At 40.1% G+C, this 17,965-nt stretch carries 18 protein-coding genes; 4 read left to right on the plus strand and 14 right to left on the minus strand.

Annotated elements, in window-relative coordinates:
* Window positions 1-48: 48 nt before the first annotated feature.
* The 4 genes from ACE1CC_RS32820 to ACE1CC_RS32835 all read right to left on the minus strand — a co-directional run bounded on the left by ACE1CC_RS32820 (window position 49) and on the right by ACE1CC_RS32835 (window position 2,859).
* Window positions 49-534: a L,D-transpeptidase gene (locus ACE1CC_RS32820; protein ID WP_413274639.1), complete on the minus strand. Its 486-nt coding sequence runs from the start codon at window positions 532-534 to the stop codon at window positions 49-51.
* Window positions 535-740: 206 nt separating this feature from the next.
* Window positions 741-1,259, minus strand: a complete 519-nt coding sequence (locus tag ACE1CC_RS32825; RefSeq protein WP_413274640.1) for a L,D-transpeptidase family protein — start codon at window positions 1,257-1,259, stop codon at window positions 741-743.
* A 389-nt stretch (window positions 1,260-1,648) separates the two neighbouring features.
* Complete coding sequence (locus ACE1CC_RS32830; protein WP_413274641.1) at window positions 1,649-2,164, minus strand: L,D-transpeptidase; 516 nt, start codon at window positions 2,162-2,164, stop codon at window positions 1,649-1,651.
* A 59-nt stretch (window positions 2,165-2,223) separates the two neighbouring features.
* Window positions 2,224-2,859 (minus strand): bifunctional 4-hydroxy-2-oxoglutarate aldolase/2-dehydro-3-deoxy-phosphogluconate aldolase, encoded by a 636-nt coding sequence (locus ACE1CC_RS32835; protein ID WP_413274642.1) that lies wholly within the window; start codon window positions 2,857-2,859, stop codon window positions 2,224-2,226.
* A 316-nt stretch (window positions 2,860-3,175) separates the two neighbouring features.
* On the opposite strand from ACE1CC_RS32835, the gene ACE1CC_RS32840 reads away from it, so the two are divergent.
* From ACE1CC_RS32840 to ACE1CC_RS32850, 3 genes are all read left to right on the plus strand, one after another.
* Window positions 3,176-4,045 carry a DUF2382 domain-containing protein gene (locus ACE1CC_RS32840; protein WP_413274643.1) on the plus strand — a complete coding sequence of 290 codons (870 nt, stop codon included), beginning with the start codon at window positions 3,176-3,178 and terminating at the stop codon, window positions 4,043-4,045.
* Window positions 4,046-4,301: 256 nt separating this feature from the next.
* Window positions 4,302-5,186 carry a DUF2382 domain-containing protein gene (locus ACE1CC_RS32845; protein ID WP_413274644.1) on the plus strand — a complete coding sequence of 295 codons (885 nt, stop codon included), beginning with the start codon at window positions 4,302-4,304 and terminating at the stop codon, window positions 5,184-5,186.
* Between the two features lie 129 nt (window positions 5,187-5,315).
* Window positions 5,316-6,146, plus strand: a complete 831-nt coding sequence (locus ACE1CC_RS32850) for a YsnF/AvaK domain-containing protein (RefSeq protein ID WP_413274645.1) — start codon at window positions 5,316-5,318, stop codon at window positions 6,144-6,146.
* A gap of 205 nt (window positions 6,147-6,351) precedes the next feature.
* Here ACE1CC_RS32850 and ACE1CC_RS32855 read toward each other — a convergent pair whose 3' ends face one another.
* Window positions 6,352-6,606 (minus strand): hypothetical protein, encoded by a 255-nt coding sequence (locus ACE1CC_RS32855; protein WP_413274646.1) that lies wholly within the window; start codon window positions 6,604-6,606, stop codon window positions 6,352-6,354.
* A gap of 81 nt (window positions 6,607-6,687) precedes the next feature.
* Between ACE1CC_RS32855 and ACE1CC_RS32860 the strand changes: the two genes are divergently transcribed.
* On the plus strand, window positions 6,688-7,722 hold the full coding sequence (locus tag ACE1CC_RS32860; RefSeq protein WP_413274647.1) for a WD40 repeat domain-containing protein: 1,035 nt from the start codon (window positions 6,688-6,690) through the stop codon (window positions 7,720-7,722).
* Here the strand turns inward: ACE1CC_RS32860 and ACE1CC_RS32865 are convergent.
* The 9 genes from ACE1CC_RS32865 to ACE1CC_RS32905 form a co-directional block, all read right to left on the minus strand.
* Window positions 7,700-7,999: a hypothetical protein gene (locus ACE1CC_RS32865; RefSeq protein WP_413274648.1), complete on the minus strand. Its 300-nt coding sequence runs from the start codon at window positions 7,997-7,999 to the stop codon at window positions 7,700-7,702. The genes ACE1CC_RS32860 and ACE1CC_RS32865 overlap by 23 nt on opposite strands.
* 39 nt (window positions 8,000-8,038) lie before the next feature.
* Complete coding sequence (locus ACE1CC_RS32870) at window positions 8,039-8,899, minus strand: Rpn family recombination-promoting nuclease/putative transposase (RefSeq protein ID WP_413274649.1); 861 nt, start codon at window positions 8,897-8,899, stop codon at window positions 8,039-8,041.
* Between the two features lie 14 nt (window positions 8,900-8,913).
* Window positions 8,914-10,317 (minus strand): amidase, encoded by a 1,404-nt coding sequence (locus tag ACE1CC_RS32875; protein ID WP_413274650.1) that lies wholly within the window; start codon window positions 10,315-10,317, stop codon window positions 8,914-8,916.
* A gap of 94 nt (window positions 10,318-10,411) precedes the next feature.
* Entirely contained in the window at window positions 10,412-11,371 is a 960-nt protein-coding gene (locus ACE1CC_RS32880) for a lysophospholipid acyltransferase family protein (RefSeq protein WP_413274651.1), read from the minus strand.
* Between the two features lie 366 nt (window positions 11,372-11,737).
* On the minus strand, window positions 11,738-12,562 hold the full coding sequence (gene map / locus ACE1CC_RS32885) for a type I methionyl aminopeptidase (RefSeq protein WP_413274652.1): 825 nt from the start codon (window positions 12,560-12,562) through the stop codon (window positions 11,738-11,740).
* Between the two features lie 784 nt (window positions 12,563-13,346).
* Complete coding sequence (locus ACE1CC_RS32890; RefSeq protein WP_413274653.1) at window positions 13,347-13,742, minus strand: cupredoxin domain-containing protein; 396 nt, start codon at window positions 13,740-13,742, stop codon at window positions 13,347-13,349.
* A gap of 127 nt (window positions 13,743-13,869) precedes the next feature.
* Window positions 13,870-16,713 carry a M16 family metallopeptidase gene (locus ACE1CC_RS32895; RefSeq protein WP_413274654.1) on the minus strand — a complete coding sequence of 948 codons (2,844 nt, stop codon included), beginning with the start codon at window positions 16,711-16,713 and terminating at the stop codon, window positions 13,870-13,872.
* Between the two features lie 193 nt (window positions 16,714-16,906).
* Window positions 16,907-17,365 carry a VOC family protein gene (locus tag ACE1CC_RS32900; RefSeq protein WP_413274655.1) on the minus strand — a complete coding sequence of 153 codons (459 nt, stop codon included), beginning with the start codon at window positions 17,363-17,365 and terminating at the stop codon, window positions 16,907-16,909.
* Between the two features lie 56 nt (window positions 17,366-17,421).
* Complete coding sequence (locus ACE1CC_RS32905) at window positions 17,422-17,931, minus strand: TIGR02652 family protein (protein WP_413274656.1); 510 nt, start codon at window positions 17,929-17,931, stop codon at window positions 17,422-17,424.
* Window positions 17,932-17,965 lie beyond the last annotated feature (34 nt).

Genomic DNA, 17,965 nt, shown 5'->3' on the forward strand with positions numbered 1-17,965 from the left:
GTTGCGCTGAGAGCGCCAAAGGCGCTCTCAGCGCAACAACGTACTTTTCTAACGGCGAATTACCACTCTTGTTCCTGGCCCCGCCCAACTATATAATTGACGGGCTTGACCGACTGGTAAATTAATACAACCATGACTAACTGGAGTACCAAAGCGATTATGCCAATAAGCCCCGTGAATCGCATAACCTCCAGAATAGAACATGGTATAAGGAACATTAGGCGCAACGTATCCCCGTCCTCGCATTGTTTTTGCCCGATACTTTCTTTGAATTGCATAAGTACCGACACGAGTAGGAGTACCACGCTTACCACTAGAAATGCGGATCGAGTAAACCCTTCTGCCATTTTGCCAAGCATATAAACGCTGGCTGGATAAGTCAACTTCAATCCAACGACCCGATCTAACCCGGCTTGACTTTGATGCAGCCGAAGTTGGTACAGACCAAGCAAATAAACTAGTGATAACTAACGCTAAACTTACCCAAAAAGCACCTGAACGACGTAACCAAGCTGAGCGAATGATTGTTTCCATAAATTCACATCCTCCTTGGCATCTAGATTACTCTATAAAGTTAGAAAAGCAAATAAAAAATTAAGAAAGAAAACTTAAAAAATTGCCAAGCCAAAGGAGTATTGTTTTTAACTTCCTTTGGCTTTTGTACTGTTAAGTTTGTAAATTTTTACGAGCCAGATTTAAATCTTAATTACAAATCTAAAAAAATCTTTCCTAACTTTCCGTTAACGACGTACTATTACAGGCGTTCCCACAGCAGCCCATTGGAAAACTTTTTCTGCTTCTGAAACTCGCAAATTTACACAACCATGACTAACGGGCGTACCAAAACGGTTATGCCAATACGCTCCATGAATTGCGTATCCACCAGAAAAATACATAATATAAGGAACATAAGGAACGTTGTAATCTGGCCCTCGCATTCTACCAGATACGTGCTTGGATTGGACTGTAAAAGTCCCCGTAATTGTAGGAGTTGCCGACTTACCAGTGGAAACGGTTAAAGTATAAATTTTATTTGAGCCTTCCCAAGCAATCAGTTTTTGTTCAGAAAGATCAACTTCAATCCAGCGTTTTTCTGACTGTTGCAATCTGGCAATTCTTTGTGCAATAATGCTTTCTTGGTTTCGCATACTTTGCGCTACTGTAGCTGGTATTGACCAAGAAAATAACGCCGCCAAAGTTAATGTTGTACTTACCAAAAAGCCGCTGCAACGACTTAAGGTAGTAATTCTGCTGTTCATAATTTGCTACCTCATTTCACAGAAGTAAACCTCTAAATTTAGGTTTTCTAGTTCTGAGGTATAACTACATTTTTGGTAAGTAAATTCCAGGTTTTTGAGACTGGGGACTGGGGACTGGGGACTGGGAAAGTTTGACTAGGGCTTACAGATTTACCAGATTTCTTGATTAATCCTGAAGATTATATAAATCAATAAATCCTGGTAGAGTTTTAACTGAGATAAGAGTACCAAGAGGCTCCGCCTCTGTTTCTCGTTTCTCGTTCCCTGGTTGAACCGGGGAACGAGGTAAACTCAGATCTACCTCCAAAAGTGGAGCAAGATCTGAGTTTAAGTTTTAAGTTAATAAATTTCTCTTTTTCCCCAGTACCTAATCCCCAGTCCCTAATCACCTACTCATGCACAACCACTGGTGTTCCGACACTCGCCCAATTAAATAACCATGCGGCGTGATCTGGTGCTACGTTAATGCAACCGTGACTGACTGGAGTGCCGAAACGGTTATGCCAGTATGCACCGTGAATGGCGTAACCTCGGTGAAAGTACATGGTGTGAGGTACATCAGGCACGTCATAACCGGGGCCTGTCATTCTGGCGACGCGGTGCTTAGTTTGAATGGCGAAGCTTCCTAAAACGGTCGGGGTTGCTGTTTTTCCGGTGGAAACAATTACGGCGTAAACTGGTTTTGTTCCTTCCCAAGCGACTAATCTTTGGTTGGAAAGGTCAATTTGAATCCAGCGTTGTTCGGTTTCTTGCAATTCTAAGATTTTATTAGCAATTCGATCGGCTTGTGCTGTTCTCGCCTCTGAGGTGTTTGACCACGCGGGTAGTCCGGTGAAACTAATTACTGTGCTGATTAATAATGCTCCAGAATAGCGTACCCAGACGGAAGAAAGAGTTTTATTCATTATTTTTACCTCTCAGGGTCGAGGATTTTATTTCATGTTAATCAAATTAATTAATTGGGTCAATCATTAATTTGTTGCATTAAGGTTTGAGCATTTCTGCTAATAGCTTGCCAATCTCCTTTGCTAATTAAATTTTGGGGAAATAAATCTCCTGCCAATCCGACAGCGATCGCACCTGCTTGCAAAAACTCCAAGGCATTTTTTAAGGTTACTCCCCCAGTAGGAATTAAAGGAATATTTCCTAATGGCCCTTGTAAACTACGAATATAGTTTACTCCGCCTACAGCTTGAATGGGAAATACTTTTACACAACTAGCCCCCGCTTGCCAAGCGGTAACAATTTCCGTTGGCGAAAGTGCGCCAGGAACTATGGGAATATTCGCTTTAATTGCTGTTTGGATTAAGGTTAAATCAATGTGGGGAGTAAAAAGAAATTCTGCACCAGAGGCGATCGCCTTTTCCAGCTGTTCTAAATTTAACAAAGTGCCACTGCCTATTTGACAATCTGGTAACTCGGAGCGCAAATAACTAATAGTTTTTTCTGGGCGATCGCTATTCCAAGTAATCTCAATCAGTTTCATTCCTCCTGCTGCTACAGCTTTCGCCATAAGACAACCTTGCTCCCAATTTTGAGCGCGAATTACTGCGATCGCTCGTTCCTGCTGTAATACTTTTAACCACAATTCACTAGACATTTCCATTCATTTACTTTCGGAAAAATTTTTGTATGCTAATATTTACTGATTCTTTTCCTAAATTCAACACTTTTTCGTCAGCATTTATTTACCCAAATTAATTCGATCGACTTCCTAATCATTTGTTTAAATTTTTGATTGTAGCATTTGACGCGCCAAAGTAAAATAAAGATTTATTTACTGATTAAATAGATTCTAAGTAACTGTTTCCCCCGGATGACATACTGGCAAACAAAAGAAATAATTCGCTGGAAGGAGGTATCTAAAGGATTTTTTTTATAACATTATCTTGTAGATAGAGTCGAGGAAGTAAATTATGGCGTTAGCTAAGATTGAAAATTATTACCCTAATTACCGTGACGAACTATTTGATGGTGAAGATGTCAAGGGGTTGGATGTTTATGCCGATCGCAGTGACGAAAAGATTGGTACAATTAAAGATGTTTTAGTTGACTATGAAACTGGTCGTTTCCGGTACTTTGTTGTAGAAACAGGATTTTGGGTATTTGGAAAAAAAGTATTACTACCTGTTGGTCGCTCTCGCATTGATGCTAACGCAGAACGCATTTATGCAGTTGGATTAACCAAAGAACAAGTAGAACAATTGCCTGAATTTGATGATCTTGAGAGAGTCGATTACGATTACGAAGATCAAGTAAGAGGAGTTTATAATCCTGAACCTACTCTGCAACCAGCTGTTATTCCACAACCAACAGTTGCGGCTAATGAACGCAATACCTACGACTATGAACAACAGCCAAGTTTGTATGGGATCAACGAAACCGATCATCAAAAATTGAGATTGTACGAAGAACGCTTAGTTGCTAACAAAATGCGCCACAAAGCAGGGGAAGTAGCAGTTGGCAAGCGCGTGGAAACTGAAACCGCCAGAGTTTCTGTACCAGTGGAAAAAGAACGAGTAGTCATTGAACGCACTACTCCTGTAGATGCTGGAACTGCAACTAGTGTGAACGAAACTAACTTTAGAGAAGGCGAAATGGCACGCATGGAAATTTACGAAGAAGTGCCAGAAATTCGTAAAGAAGCCTTCGTGCGGGAAGAAGTTACTATTAGAAAAGAAGTCGATCGGGAAAATGTAAGTGCAGAAGAAACCCTGCGTCGTGAAGAGTTGGATATCAACAATCAGGGTAGTTTGAAAGAAGAAACAATTCGTCGCCCTGAATAAAGTTTTCTTGGTAGAACTTTACGGCATACGGCTTTGCTAGAGCCAACACAGCTTGCGCTACATTTGCCTTTTGAAAAGGTGGAAGCGTAAGCTGTTCTATTAAAGATTATTCCAATTAAATATTTAGCAAATTATTGCCAATTATCAATAATTTAGCCATAAGCAATCAGTTCCATCTCTAGGAAGAGGCAAATAAATAAGTGAATTTATTAAGTTAAGAGATATCAAATAAAATCGGTTAATGGAGAATAAGAATATGGCATTAATGAAACTGAAAGACTTCGATCCTAATTATGTCCAAACCTTTGAAGGTGACGACGTTAAAGGTTTTGGAGTTTATACTGAAGCTGATGAAAAAATTGGCTCTGTCAGCGATGTCTTAGTTGATGAAGAAGGACATTTTCGCTATTTGGTAGTTGATTTAGGATTTTGGATTTTTGGGAAGAAAGTTTTATTACCTGTTGGTCTTTCCCGCATCGATTATAATGCCGATCGCGTCTATGCCACCAATATCACCAGAAAACAAGCTGAGGATTTACCAGAATTTAACGAGCGCACTGTAGCAGATTACGATTACGAAGAAAGAGTCCGAAATGTATATCGCAATTCTTACAATACTCCTGTAGATGCAGATTATGCAGTTTCTACTCCAGAAGCGATGGGTACTACAGGTTATCGTAACTTCGATCGCAACAATTATACTTACGAACAAGAACCGACATTCTTCGGAATGAACGAGCGCGATCACCAAACATTTAGACTCTACGAAGAACGATTAATTGCTAACAAAACTCGCCGCAAAGCAGGAGAAGTAGCAATTGGTAAGCACGTTGAAACTGAAACTGCTAGAGTTTCAGTTCCCGTAGAAAAAGAACGAGTGATCATTGAACGCACTACCCCGATGGATGCAGGGAGAACAGTTACTCCGGGCGACGCTGACTTCCGCGAAGGAGAAGTAGTACGCATGGAAATTTATGAAGAAACTCCCGACATTCATAAAGAAGCTTTTGTGCGTGAAGAAGTGACAATTAAGAAAGTAGTCGATCGCGATACCGTAGATCGCCAAGAAACAATTCGTCGGGAAAGATTAGATATCGATACTGAGGGTAATCCGATCATCGAACACACCGATCGCATTTGAGCAACTGGGAATCACGAGTTGCCAAAATCTTAACTGAAATGAGCGCTTAAAAACTAGTCAGGCGGGGCAATATCAAGCTCTGCCTATACTTTTAAATAGACTTTCATCAAATTAACAATGAGGGAAACAATGGATAATCAAACTGGGGCAAAAAAACCGGAAAGCGTGACACACAATCTCCGAGTTAAAGCTTTGTTAGCTAAGTTGAAAAACAAGCTACACAACTTCCGAGTCTTGGATAAAAAAGGTTTGCCAATAGGCATAATTAAGGATATTTACTTGAGTAACACTCGCCAAATTAACTTGCTGATATTGGGAACAGATTTGCCACAGTCGTACACTTTTTCTCTAACAAGTAATCAGATTCAGCAAGTTGATTACCCGAATAAAGCCATTTTGACAAGTATTGATAAATCAGAGATTCAGCCAATTCTGGCATCCCCTGAACTTCCAACAACAGAGGAACAAGTTACGGAAACAAGTTTGCCTGATAGCTATGTCAACGATCCGGAAATTTCCGATTCATCCAGCACAGATGTTGTCGAAGAAGAAGTGATTCGTCTAATAGAAGAAAGATTAGTTATCAATCATCAAAAACGTAAAGTAGGCGAAGTAATTGTGCGGAAAGAAATTGAAACTCGCATGGTAGAAGTGCCAGTTCAATATGAAAAACTGATTGTAGAACAAGTTAGTCCCGAACCCAAAATTATCGCCGAAGTTGATTTAGGTTTACAAGAAAATGTTGCTACTACAAGCAATGAAATTGCTTTGAACCAAACTAGCACTAACAACACTGTCAAAGGCGAGTTTGTTTCTCCGAAAACTGCCAGTCTTTTATTAGATGCTATTGCTAAACAAAAACATCATGATTGTCAATTAGTGCGAGTAGAAATGGTGCTCTTAAGTTCCGAAAATCAAAAAACTTATCAGGAGTGGTTCGATCGCTGTTCTGGTACATAAGCTTCTCTAGGCATCAATAATAAACTGAACAAAAAATCTCTATGGGGCAGAAACTTTCACCATGAAATAACTTAACTGCCCCATTTTATTAGCCGGAAGACACAGCAATTACTAGTGCAGATGGGTTACTTATGATAGAATCAGTAGGATTAGGGTTGATTTTGGCAAGTTATCCTGTAAAAATACGCAAAGAACTAAAGTTACTTCAGCGTAAGTAAATAATCACAGAGTAATCAAAATTATTTGTTACTTTCCCTGAAACTGGTGCAAATTTCCGTAACACTGCTGAAATCATTAGTAAACAATGGTTCAAGATCGGATAATGTATACTCCGCACGGGCAAATAGGGCGAAGCATTCCGGTAATAATTTGTTGGTTGAACCCAAAGATATTTGCCGGAATGCTTCGCCCCTACTCTATGAATGTGAACAACTTGGAATAACAACGTTGGTAAATTCATAAGTTCTTTAGTTTGGGTGCAAAAAGCGAAGCTGAAATTAAAATTCCTTAAATTTATAGAAAAGGAGATAAGTTTAAATTAATGTTTACCCCACCCCGCCCTCCACTAGTTAACACTCGCGTCAGTCAAGCTGATTACGTCCGTACACTTACTATTACCCCCGACGGACAAACTTTAATTACTGGTGACTCTAAGGACATTAGAGTTTGGCATTTAGTAAATGGGAAATTGCTGCGGACTCTTCAAGGTCATTTAGAACCTGTGCGATCGCTTGCTATTAGTCCTGGTGGTAAACTTTTAGCTAGCAGTAGTAACGATGGTACTATTCAAATTTGGTGTTTAGAACACGGAAGTTTACTGCGAACTCTGACAGGTCATTTAGGCGCAGTTTTGAGTTTAAAAATTAGTTCAAATGGGCAAACTTTAGTCAGTGGTAGTAATGATAATAGCCTGAAAGTTTGGAACTTAAATGATGGGAAATTACTGCAAAGTCTTACCGGACATTCTGGTTCAGTAATGGCAGTTACTATGAGTCCAGATGGAGAAAATATAATTAGTGGTAGTTTTGATAGCACAATTAAAATTTGGCAAACCAGCAATGGCAAAATGCTTCGCAGCATCAAAGCACATCACAATTGGGTAGCTTCCTTAGTGATGAATCCTGATGGTCAAACCTTCGCTAGTGCTAGTTCTGACCAAACAATTAAAATTTGGCAACTTAAAACTGGTAAATTACTTGCTACTCTTAAAAGTCATTCTAATTGGGTAGATGCACTGGCAATTAGTGCAGATGGAAAAACATTAGCTAGTAGCGGTTCTGACCAAACAATTAAAATTTGGAAATTAGGAAAAGATGGCAAACCACAAACATCACCACTATACCATTTGACTGGTCATAGTGGGTCAGTTTTATCTCTAGCTATTAGTCCCGATAACCAAACTTTAGTTAGTAGTAGCGATGATAACACCGTGAGATTTTGGCAATTAAATACTGGTAAATTGCTGCGAATCATCAACAATAAAGATAACAATTCGTTTTATTTTACCAGTTCGGAAAAACCAGCTATGTTGAGTGATGATGATGATAGCACTATTAGAATGTGGCGTGTGCGTTAGGAACTTCAAAGGCAGAGAGGAAATAAACTAGAAGAGTTGTCTGAATTACGATCGCACACAAAAAGCCCCCTGTATTCGTTTGGTTAGTTCGGACTTGAGTTTGTAATTTTGCAAATCTAGCATAAGCTTCCGAAATATCTAAACCCTGCTCCCTAGCAACTTCAAAAAAATACTCATAATCTTCAGATGAAATATCATCAGACATGAAGCTACTTTCAAAGCGTAAAACGCATTCCAAGTATTCAAGTGTTTGATTTGTAGAAATGCTTAATTCCATTTGCTTTGTCAGCCTATTTGACTGTACCTTTAGTTGGACTCAAATTATTTTCCCCTGCTTCGGGAGCTCCTCTGCCAACCATGTCTCTAAATCAGACAGATTAGAGAAATCCAGCAATGCTTCTGCCAAAGATTCCAATTGTGTAAGAGATAGGGTATTAATTTGTACTCTGATTGACTCAGGCACTTCTCCCACTCTTCGGGGTAGAAGGCGTAGAATGAGCGATCGCTCTCCCTCTTCTCGTCCCTCCGCTTTTGCCTCCTGGTACACCCGTGTTTGCCCAAGCGTGATTCCTAGCATTGCTTCCACCTCTCGCCGACTCAGATTTGTGAACTTATAAACCATAATCGTCGTTACCATCTCCATGATGGCACGGCTCGTTTGAGGGGGTGATTCCTGTCGTGAACGGAAGAGCAAATTTCGCGCTTCTATTGGTGCTTGGGTTTCTGGAAGCGTTGTCAAAACCATTAACGCAACCCCCAACGGCAATTGAGCCATTTCGCCCAGTTCATTCAGGTACACTCGATGAACGCGACTCCCATTCAGTAAATCTTGATATGGACGGGTTTGGCTTTGTTCTGTGGTTCTGGATGGATAAATCACTACAGCTTGCCAATCATCAAAGCGATCGCGGTTACGGTAAAAATATAAAAACAATTCCCCAAACAATCGTTCATAAAGTTGTTCGTCCTTTTGAAACTGAACTTCACAGAAATAGACAACTCCCGGTGTTTCCGATTCTGGTGGGAGAAATACCCCGTCGATTTCAAACTTGGGTTCTTTCACAGCAACGGAATCAAAGCGGTAATTTTGAGCATTGGCTGGAGGATTATCCAGTAGCTCAAACAACAGTTCTGGCGATTGTTGGAACAATTGGTAAAAGATCGAATCTCGCCGCATAGACTCACAACTTTTTAAGTTGCTAAAGTTGGATGATGTTGCATCCAGGGTTTAGCTGCTTCAATTTGTGTTGCTAGAGAAATCAAAGTTGCTTCTGCTGCTGGACGACCTACTAATTGTACTCCTAGAGGTAGACCTGTAGCAGAATTAAAACCCATTGGAATCGCAATCGATGGCTGTCCACTAGCATTAAAAGGTGGACAAGGTGCTACCCAATTAATAACTTTTGCTAAAGTTTCTTCTGGGGATAAATCTGCCCATTCACCAACCCGAATTGTGGGGTGCATAAACACAGGTAATACTAAAACATCAAAATTGTCAAATAAGGCAACTATGCGCCGTGCAACTATTTGCATTTGCGCTACAGCTTGTAAATATTCGCCAGCGCCACAACTATTTTCTGCCAACCATTTATTAACTTTATCTAAGGCGACTGAAGGCAGTCCGGCTGCTACTACACCTGATTGCCAAACTAATCTAAATGGTTCGACTAAACCATTAAAATCTGGGCAAACTTCGGTAACTTTATGACCCATTTCTGCCAAAAGTTCTGCTGTTTCTCTTACAGGTTTTTGACAAATTGGATCGGCTTCACCTACTGGTAGCAGGGTGTTAGAAAAAGCGATGTTTAAAGAACCAGGATTTTGCTTTGTTGCAGCGAGAAAAGAGGGATTTGGATCGGCTAACCAATAGGGATCTCCGGTAATATAACCAGACATGACATCGAGTAATGCTGCGGCATCAGCTACAGTATGGGCGATCGGACCATTGGCAGAAATTCCACTTAATCGATCGCCCACTGGCGCATAAGAAACCCGACCTCTAGAAGGTTTAATTCCCACCACACCGCAACAATTTGCAGGGCCCCGAATTGAACCACCACCATCGGAACCTTGCGCGATCGCACTTAATCCCGCTGCTACCGAAGCCGCTGCACCACCACTCGATCCCCCAGCCGTATATTCTAAATTCCAAGGATTTCTCGCTGGCGGAAAACCTAGCGGTTCAGTATAGGGTAAAGAACCCAATTCCGAAGTAGCAGTTTTACCCAAAATAGTAAAACCAGCTGCTTTAATTTTGCTGACAATCCCATCATCGTAACTAGCAATTTGATTCATTAAAACTGGCGTACCATAAGTACAAGGTACACCCGCTACAGAAGTCAAATCTTTAATTGAAATAGTCACCCCAAAAAAAGGCGGCAAATTTTCCTTACTTACTGCTAACTGCTCAGTTTTCGCCTTGGCATCTGCTAAAGCTGCTTCTGCTGTCACAGTAAAATAACTACCTAATTGAGGGTTTAAATTTTGGATACGTTCCAAATAAACCTCAACTAATTCCAAAGGTGAAACTTCGCCATCTTTAATTAGTTTTGCCTGTTCTAAAGCCGGAGTAAATGCTAAATCAACTTTATTCATGGTTCAAACATTTTTCAGGTTCGTTTTATAAAGTTCGTTGTGAACACTGAGCGTGTTCCAAGATAGTGCTAAAGCACTTACAACAAACTTTTTTTTAACATAATAATGCGTGATTAATGAAGTTACGCCATAATTTTATGCCCTTTTGTTCCTGATAATTTGAAGGTAATAAATCGATTAAAGCTGCTTGCAAAGCATCTAAAACTGCTTGCACTTCTGATGATTTTGGTCGCTGAGATTGGGGAAAAATCAAAGGTTCACCAAATCTCAGAGTTATTGGCTTTCTAAAATATAAATCTTTACTGCCAATAATTGCTACAGGAACGATCGGCACTCCCGCACGCAAAGCATAAATTGCTACTCCTTTCTTCAACGGTAATAACTCACCTTCCGCCGTTCCCAATTTACCTTCAGGAAAAATCAACATCCCATTTCCACGAGATAATATACCTTGAATAATTTTGTCTAATCTTCTGAGTGTTTGCAAAGATTTACCATTAGGAACATCTTGGGCGATCGCCTGAGCCAAATCTACTAAATCTTCTCTATTTTTCCGAGCACCTTCAATAACTGCTAGTTCTTCTTTCCACAAACGATCTAACGGAATAACACCACCATTCCAACTCAAAAATCCTCGTTTCCACCACTTATTATAAAGAGTCCGAGCATCACCTAAAATATAGTAAAAAGGATTTGCCGGAATTTCTGAAAGAATCAGAAAAGGATCGAAATGGCTGAGATGATTGGGTGCTAAAATTGCCGGAACTTGGGGAATTCTTTCCGGGTATTCCACTTTTACCCGAAACAAAGAATGGATAATAGTTCTGATGAATAATCGCCGCAATTCGCCATTTACTGGTTTATGGAAATTACCTTGCGCCATTGCTTCTGCATTTGCCAAAGATTCCCGTACACTTTCCTTAGCTTCCCGATCTCGCGCCGCCGCTAAACCTTCTTCAGCCCGTTGAATAATCGCATCTGTCACTGGTGGAAGAAAAATTTGCTGACGATCATTTTCTGAAGTAATTGAACCCTCATCTAAGCCAGTATCCATAACCAGTTTATCGCCTAATTAACTTAGTTGCATCACACTTTAGATGAGAGTTGAGCCAAGTTTAAAATTTGAGTTGACACTTTACCCATCGTCCTGTTTAAACTGCTTTGTAACAAAGTAAAATCGTACTTTTCCGTCAGTGAGAGTGGACAATTAAGCAATTGTCACAAGTTAAAAACGGACTAACATATTCGCAATTCTTATGTTTTTAGTCCACTGAGCGTGGAGTTTAGCTATTAGCCTGCGAATTGATTCGCAGGCGGGTGTTGGAAATGATGCAAAATCTGAATTCCGTTCCCTATTCCCCAACAAAAAAGAGGGGAGAATTTCTTCTTCCCTCCGAGTATATTTTGCTTGTCACTGAAATTAAACTTGTGAGCGATCGGTCAAAATTTCATAACCCTCTTCTGTCACCAAAACTGTATGCTCGAATTGAGCCGAAAGCGCATTATCCACAGTCACCGCAGTCCACTTATCGCGCAAAGTCCGGGTAAACTTAGAACCAGCATTTACTATTGGTTCGATCGCTAAAGTCATTCCCGCCCGCAATTTCACATTCGGCATTTCCCGTGTGCGGAAATTAAATACCGAAGGTTCCTCATGTAGATTTCGCCCTACACCATGTCCGGTAAAATCTTCTACAATAGCAAAACCATTCGCTTCCACATGATCTTGAATTGCGCCAGCCAGATCCATTAAATAATTACCAGCTTTAACTTGTTCAATACCTTTGTATAAAGCTTCTTCCGCTACCCGAATTAACTTAGCCGCTTCTGGCGTTACTTCACCAACACCAATAGTGATGCAAGAATCACCATGAAAACCTTGAAAGTAAGCACCTGTATCAACTTTTAATACATCACCAGCGCGAATTACTTTTTTGGCATTGGGAATACCATGCACCACTTCATTATTAACACTAGAGCATATTGAAGCCGGAAATCCCATGTAACCTTTAAAACTGGGAACTGCGCCCATTTCCCGAATCCGCTTTTCCGCGTAAGCATCGATGTCAGCCGTCGTCATCCCAGGTTCTACCATCTGGGAAATCTCCTTGAGCACCGTTGCCACAATTTTCGCGGCTTGTCGCATAATATCAATCTCACGCTGGGACTTAATTTCAATTCCTCTACGTTTTTTATTGCTTGGGGCTGCTGGTGGTTGGGGGAGTATATTGCCAAGAATGTTCATAGATTAACAGGTAGCTAAGGGTGGTAATTGAGAGCGTTAGGTAGACGGTAGTCAATATTTGGCAGTTAGTAACAGTATATAGCCTGAAAGCTAAGATTTATAAAGATATCAGCACAAACATACATCTTACTTTCCCACTACCCACTACCCACTACCTAACTTCTGTTTGACAGTTTATTATCTTGTCTTAATCTACGTTAACTGATATTGCAACTTTGTTGCACTAACCGCAGGTTAAACGCACCCCAACTAATAGATATCTCCAAAAACTCTTGTGGGGTAGGCATCCTGCCTGCCGAAAGAGATTCTTTGTTGGAGAGGTCTAATGTAGAGATGTTATATATAACGTCTCTACATGATGGTTAATCAAGCGGACATGATATAAGTCCTAAAATACCTCTTTTTCTCTCCACATCAATATAACTAGTGGAAATACTGTAGTTATAGTCAATTGAAACCAACTAAATTAGAAATATCGTCATCTAGAGATTAAATAATTTTCCGCTAAATGAAGGCAGAAAAATTATCCCTTCTTTAGCCCAATTTCCTGTGGTTATTTAGCGAAACCACAGCTTTATTTAAAACAACTAATCAGGACATCTATTTATAGTAAACACTCTACCTACACCAGCATTTTCCGCTCAACCAGCATCAGCTGAAAACCTGGCATTCTACAAATAATTTACTTTCCGAATCTTAGCATCTGTGGAGTAAAAAATACAATGCCTACCGTAAATTTTAACTTCTCTTCCGTCCCACGATTTGATGTTTGGCGATGATTTTGCTAATACTCTGATGGGTGGAATTGGGAATGATACATTAATACCCATTCTGCTGTTGCACCTGGTTTAAGTTCTAATTCGTTAATTGCGCCTTTAATTTCTACTTTCCCCGCTTCCACTTTTTGCGTCCAACTATTATTAGCAAAGTCTTTCGCGGTGAAGTAATGTTTTTGCGAACTAGGATTATTTAAAACTATTTTGTAGCGTTTTCCTGCTACTAGTTTAAGTTCGTTAGGAAAAAACTTCAATTCGTTGGCAGTATTACCCAAATCTACTTTTACTACTTCTACATTAGTGGAAGTGGCAGGTGCAGCAATTACTGGTAATGAAAATATTCCAACTAAGCAGAGGGTTAAGGAAATTACTATCCAAGTTTGCTGAATGATTTTTTTTAGCATGGTAAAAATGAAAAACTTGTATTTAATTATAAATTAGTAGAGACGTTTCATGAAAATTAGTATGTAGTAGAGACGTTTCATGAAACGTCTCTACATAATAGAAACGTCTCTACATAATAGTTTTGAACTATCGGGAAGCGGATAAAGATGGCCCTGCGGTGACAATAATTAAATTATCAGGTTGCAGTAATTCTTTAGCAACTTTGTTCACTTCTTCCGTAGTTACGGCTTGAATTCGTTGCGGGAAATTGTGCAGTTCTGAGATATCCAAACCGTAAACTCGGTTCATTAAAATGGCACCAGCTAAATTATCTGGATCTGCCAATTCAACAGTGTAACTTCTCGAAAGAGAATTTTTGGCATTTTCTACTTCTGCATTAGTTACGCCTTGAGTATGAACTTGTTGCAGCAAAGTCAAGGTGCTAGAAATTGCTTTTTTCGCATCTTCTGGCGCAGTCTGCATATTAATTAAAAACAAACCTGCTTGTTTACCTGCGTTGAAGCTGCTATAAATGCCGTAAGTTAAACCTAAGCGATCGCGAATTTCTTCGAGCAATTTACTAGCAGAACTTGAACCACCCAAGATGTGATTAAACACTAGTGCTGAATAATAACGCGGATCGTTACGCTTAATTGTCGGATAACCCATGAAGGTAATTGATTGAGTTTTACCCGGAACTACTGGATTTAATTGCACAGTTTTTTCCGGCATTGGCACATCAGGAAAAGTTACTTCTGGTGGAGTACCAGTTGCTTTCCAGTTAGCAAATTGTTGTTGAATTAGCGATCGCACTGTTGCCGAATCAAAATCTCCCATTAATGTCAAAATCATCGTATCAGGACGATAATGCTGTTTGTAAAACTGCACAATATCCGCACGAGTAATACTCCGCAAACTCTTAACTGTGGGAAAATCATAAAATGGATGACTTGGCGGATAAACCTTTTGTTGCAGAGTTTTATACGCTATAAATTCTGGGTCATCTTTACTTTGTTCCACATCAGAAATCGCCATTTCTCTGGTAATTTCCAATTGCTCCGCTGGAAAGGTCGCATTTTGCAACACATCAGCTAAAGTTTTAATTAATGTTGGCAAATCATCCGATAAACTACTGCCATCAATACCGACACCTTCCGCTGCTTCCTCAAAACCTAAACTAGCACCGATATTTTCCAAAGATTTGACGATCGCTAAAACATTCTTAGTCTTAGTTCCATTCATCAAATTCGCAGCCGTTAACCCCGCTAAACCTGACTTATTCTTCGGATCAAATTCTGTACCACCACGAATGTAACCACTCAAAGTTACTGCGGGAGTACTTTTCTCAGGTAACAGCAACACTTGCATTCCATTCTCTAAAGTAAAAGACTCAGGTAATACTTTTTTAGTTGGTGTTTCTGTACTAGAAATTGCTGGGAGATACTTAGCAACTAACTCTGGATCTACTCGTCCACCAGCATTAAAACTTTCCGAAGTTTGACTATTCCTCGTACTTTGAGGTTTCGTTTCTTCCCGCAATTGTGTAGGTTGAAAATATCCTACAACACTTTTAGCTGGAGTCAGATACTTTTTCGCTACTCTTTGTACATCTGCCGCAGTAACTTGCGAAATTGCTGCCATCAAAGTATCAGTATAACGATAATCATCCGTTGTAGTTATTGCTTCTCCCAATTGAGAAGCTTGAGAATTAATATCTCGATTTCCTAAAATTGCCCCTGCTAAAAATTGTGCCTTTGCTCTTTTTAATTCCTCCGCCGTCACTCCTCCATTTTGCAAAGTTGTAATTACTTGGCGAATCACACCTTCAACTTTTTGTATTCTTTGATTAGGTGCAGCACTAGCAGCAAGTCCATACCAACCAATTCCCGCCAAACTAGAAACTTCCCCTTCCACACTGTTAGCAATTCCTGATTCTACTAAAGCTTCATACAATCTAGAACTGCGCCCTCCTGTTAATACATAATCCATCACTTGCAAAGCAGCTTCGTCAGGATCGCCTGCTTTTGGCAAAGGATACATTATTTGTAATAAAGGCACACTTCCCGGTTCTTTTAATAAAATTGGTGCTTTACTCTTGGTAGTTGGAGAGAAAGTATTAACCGGAGTTAGTTGCTTTTCTAACAGCTTTTTCCTTTCTGCTTCTCCCCGGCGGGGAATGTTTCCAAATAACTCTTTAACTGTTTGCAAAGTGGGCTCCGTTTGAAAGTCTCCCACAATTAACAAAGTGGCATTATCAGGACTGTAAAAAGTCTCGTAATAATATCGCACTTGTTCTGGCGTAAACTTTTCCACATCCGCTTTAGTTCCACCTACAGGTAAACCATACATATTATTAGGAAAAGCCGCTTTAGCAACAGAACGATACAGGCGATATTCTGGGCTATTTTCGTAACCTTGCAATTCCGAAATTACTACTCTTTTTTCCCGTTCTAAATCTTGGGCATCTAACCGGGCATTTTGCATTCTATCTGCTTCTAAAGTTAGCAATGCTGTTAGTTTATCCCGTTCTACAGTGCCATAATAAGCCGTTTGATCGTAACCTGTAAAAGCATTAGATTCACTTCCTAAACTACTGAACAAATAATCAAATTGAATGGGACGATCGGTTGTCCCTTTAAATAACAGATGTTCTAATTGGTGGGCAATACCGTTAACTCCCGGTTCTTCATTGCGCGAACCTACTTTATACCAAACTTGAACTGTAACCACAGGTGCCATTGCTACTTCTTTTGTCAAAACTGTTAAACCATTTTCTAGTGCAGTTTTGCGAACATTTTCGGTTAAATTAGGCGCAGGTAGGGGAGTATTAAGTGCTAATTCTACGTTAGGTTTAAATTTTTGAGTTGGCAAGTCGGGACTAATGGTAGGTGGGGTAGAAGTTGCGACGCTGGCAAACAATAATGTTGTTCCCAGACAGAAACTAAAAATGAATCCAAGGCGATATTTACGCCACAATGATGAAAGAAACATAGTTTATTTGGCGAAAAATACATTTTGTTGTTGGTTGAAATAAAAAATAGGCTATTTGTTGATTTACTAAAAGCAAGTTTCTCAGGAGACTGAGTAACAGATGAGTATTTTACCAACTTTATCCTGATTTCTTAATTTCCAGAAATAGCTTTTCGCCTCTTAACTAGAAAATTCCTGATTGTTTTAATGTTTCTTATTGTTCAGTTGACGGGTAGGAAGGACTCAGAACTCTAATAAATTCTAAGGGTAATCCATCAGTATCAGCAATAAATGTTACTTCATAAACTTGATTTCCGATCGCTTGCTGAGTGGGTTCTAAAAGCACTTTTAGGGGTGGGAGTTGTTCCGGTTGTTGGCGGGAAACTTCTGCAAAACGTGCTTTTAAAGATGATAACCAACTGGGCAAGTCGGGGGTGGAATGGGTTAAATCAAAAGATAAATGATAGTAACCCACGTAATGTTCATCACCAAAAGCATCTGGCGCAGGGTGAGGTTCGGGAATTTGAATTAACTCGATGCGCCCACCTAAACCTTCCATCCAGCAAGCGAGGGTGTAACCTGTGGTGAAACGTTCGCAGACGGTAAAACCTAGCTGTTCGTAAAATGCGATCGCTCGGTGTATATTAGCAGTACGAATCGAAGCATGGTGCATAATTTCTAAATTATGTCAATAGCGATTTTTTACTAATGACAAATGACCAATGACCACTATTCAAACAAACGGTAATAAGGATAGCGTACCGGGACACCGGGTTCCTTTTCCAAGTCAAAATTAATTACTTCCCAGCAGGGTTCCTCTTCTGGGTCTGGGCTAAAATCAACGGGTAAGCCGTAAAGTCTGGGGCGGGAAGAGTCCGACTGTCCGCGCCAAGGTGTACTTCTCTCCAAATAACCACTAATCAATTCTTGATAGCGACGGGCAATAATCACTCTCGTTGCCCGATAACCTTGAGTATATAAGCGATCGAGAGCTTCGTGAATTTCAAACCTAATCCCATCGGGATGGGTATGCTGACGATACCACTCATTATTCCACCGCCGCCATTGACGACCAGATTGCAGATGAATGAGTTCCCCATTCGTGGGATTTGCCTCAAAAGCCCCATGACGCGGACACAAATAGGTATCCGTCAGTGTCAATGCCGGAATAATCTGACGACAGTGGGGACACTGAATTTCGGGGCCAAATATGGGATATTGCAAACCGGGGCTGATCATGAAGTGAGTAATAACATTTTTTGCGGTGGAATGG

Source organism: Floridaenema aerugineum BLCC-F46 (assembly GCF_041929345.1).
GTDB classification, from domain to species: Bacteria; Cyanobacteriota; Cyanobacteriia; order Cyanobacteriales; family Aerosakkonemataceae; genus Floridanema; species Floridanema aerugineum.

Bases quoted from the DNA above. Each gene is read 5' to 3' on its own strand.
- ACE1CC_RS32820 (WP_413274639.1), bottom strand. From the start codon at position 534: ATGGAAACAATCATTCGCTCAGCTTGGTTACGTCGTTCAGGTGCTTTT.
- ACE1CC_RS32825 (WP_413274640.1), bottom strand. From the start codon at position 1,259: ATGAACAGCAGAATTACTACCTTAAGTCGTTGCAGCGGCTTTTTGGTA.
- ACE1CC_RS32830 (WP_413274641.1), bottom strand. From the start codon at position 2,164: ATGAATAAAACTCTTTCTTCCGTCTGGGTACGCTATTCTGGAGCATTA.
- ACE1CC_RS32835 (WP_413274642.1), bottom strand. From the start codon at position 2,859: ATGTCTAGTGAATTGTGGTTAAAAGTATTACAGCAGGAACGAGCGATC.
- ACE1CC_RS32840 (WP_413274643.1), top strand. From the start codon at position 3,176: ATGGCGTTAGCTAAGATTGAAAATTATTACCCTAATTACCGTGACGAA.
- ACE1CC_RS32845 (WP_413274644.1), top strand. From the start codon at position 4,302: ATGGCATTAATGAAACTGAAAGACTTCGATCCTAATTATGTCCAAACC.
- ACE1CC_RS32850 (WP_413274645.1), top strand. From the start codon at position 5,316: ATGGATAATCAAACTGGGGCAAAAAAACCGGAAAGCGTGACACACAAT.
- ACE1CC_RS32855 (WP_413274646.1), bottom strand. From the start codon at position 6,606: ATGAATTTACCAACGTTGTTATTCCAAGTTGTTCACATTCATAGAGTA.
- ACE1CC_RS32860 (WP_413274647.1), top strand. From the start codon at position 6,688: ATGTTTACCCCACCCCGCCCTCCACTAGTTAACACTCGCGTCAGTCAA.
- ACE1CC_RS32865 (WP_413274648.1), bottom strand. From the start codon at position 7,999: ATGGAATTAAGCATTTCTACAAATCAAACACTTGAATACTTGGAATGC.
- ACE1CC_RS32870 (WP_413274649.1), bottom strand. From the start codon at position 8,899: ATGCGGCGAGATTCGATCTTTTACCAATTGTTCCAACAATCGCCAGAA.
- ACE1CC_RS32875 (WP_413274650.1), bottom strand. From the start codon at position 10,317: ATGAATAAAGTTGATTTAGCATTTACTCCGGCTTTAGAACAGGCAAAA.
- ACE1CC_RS32880 (WP_413274651.1), bottom strand. From the start codon at position 11,371: ATGGATACTGGCTTAGATGAGGGTTCAATTACTTCAGAAAATGATCGT.
- map (WP_413274652.1), bottom strand. From the start codon at position 12,562: ATGAACATTCTTGGCAATATACTCCCCCAACCACCAGCAGCCCCAAGC.
- ACE1CC_RS32890 (WP_413274653.1), bottom strand. From the start codon at position 13,742: ATGCTAAAAAAAATCATTCAGCAAACTTGGATAGTAATTTCCTTAACC.
- ACE1CC_RS32895 (WP_413274654.1), bottom strand. From the start codon at position 16,713: ATGTTTCTTTCATCATTGTGGCGTAAATATCGCCTTGGATTCATTTTT.
- ACE1CC_RS32900 (WP_413274655.1), bottom strand. From the start codon at position 17,365: ATGCACCATGCTTCGATTCGTACTGCTAATATACACCGAGCGATCGCA.
- ACE1CC_RS32905 (WP_413274656.1), bottom strand. From the start codon at position 17,931: ATGATCAGCCCCGGTTTGCAATATCCCATATTTGGCCCCGAAATTCAG.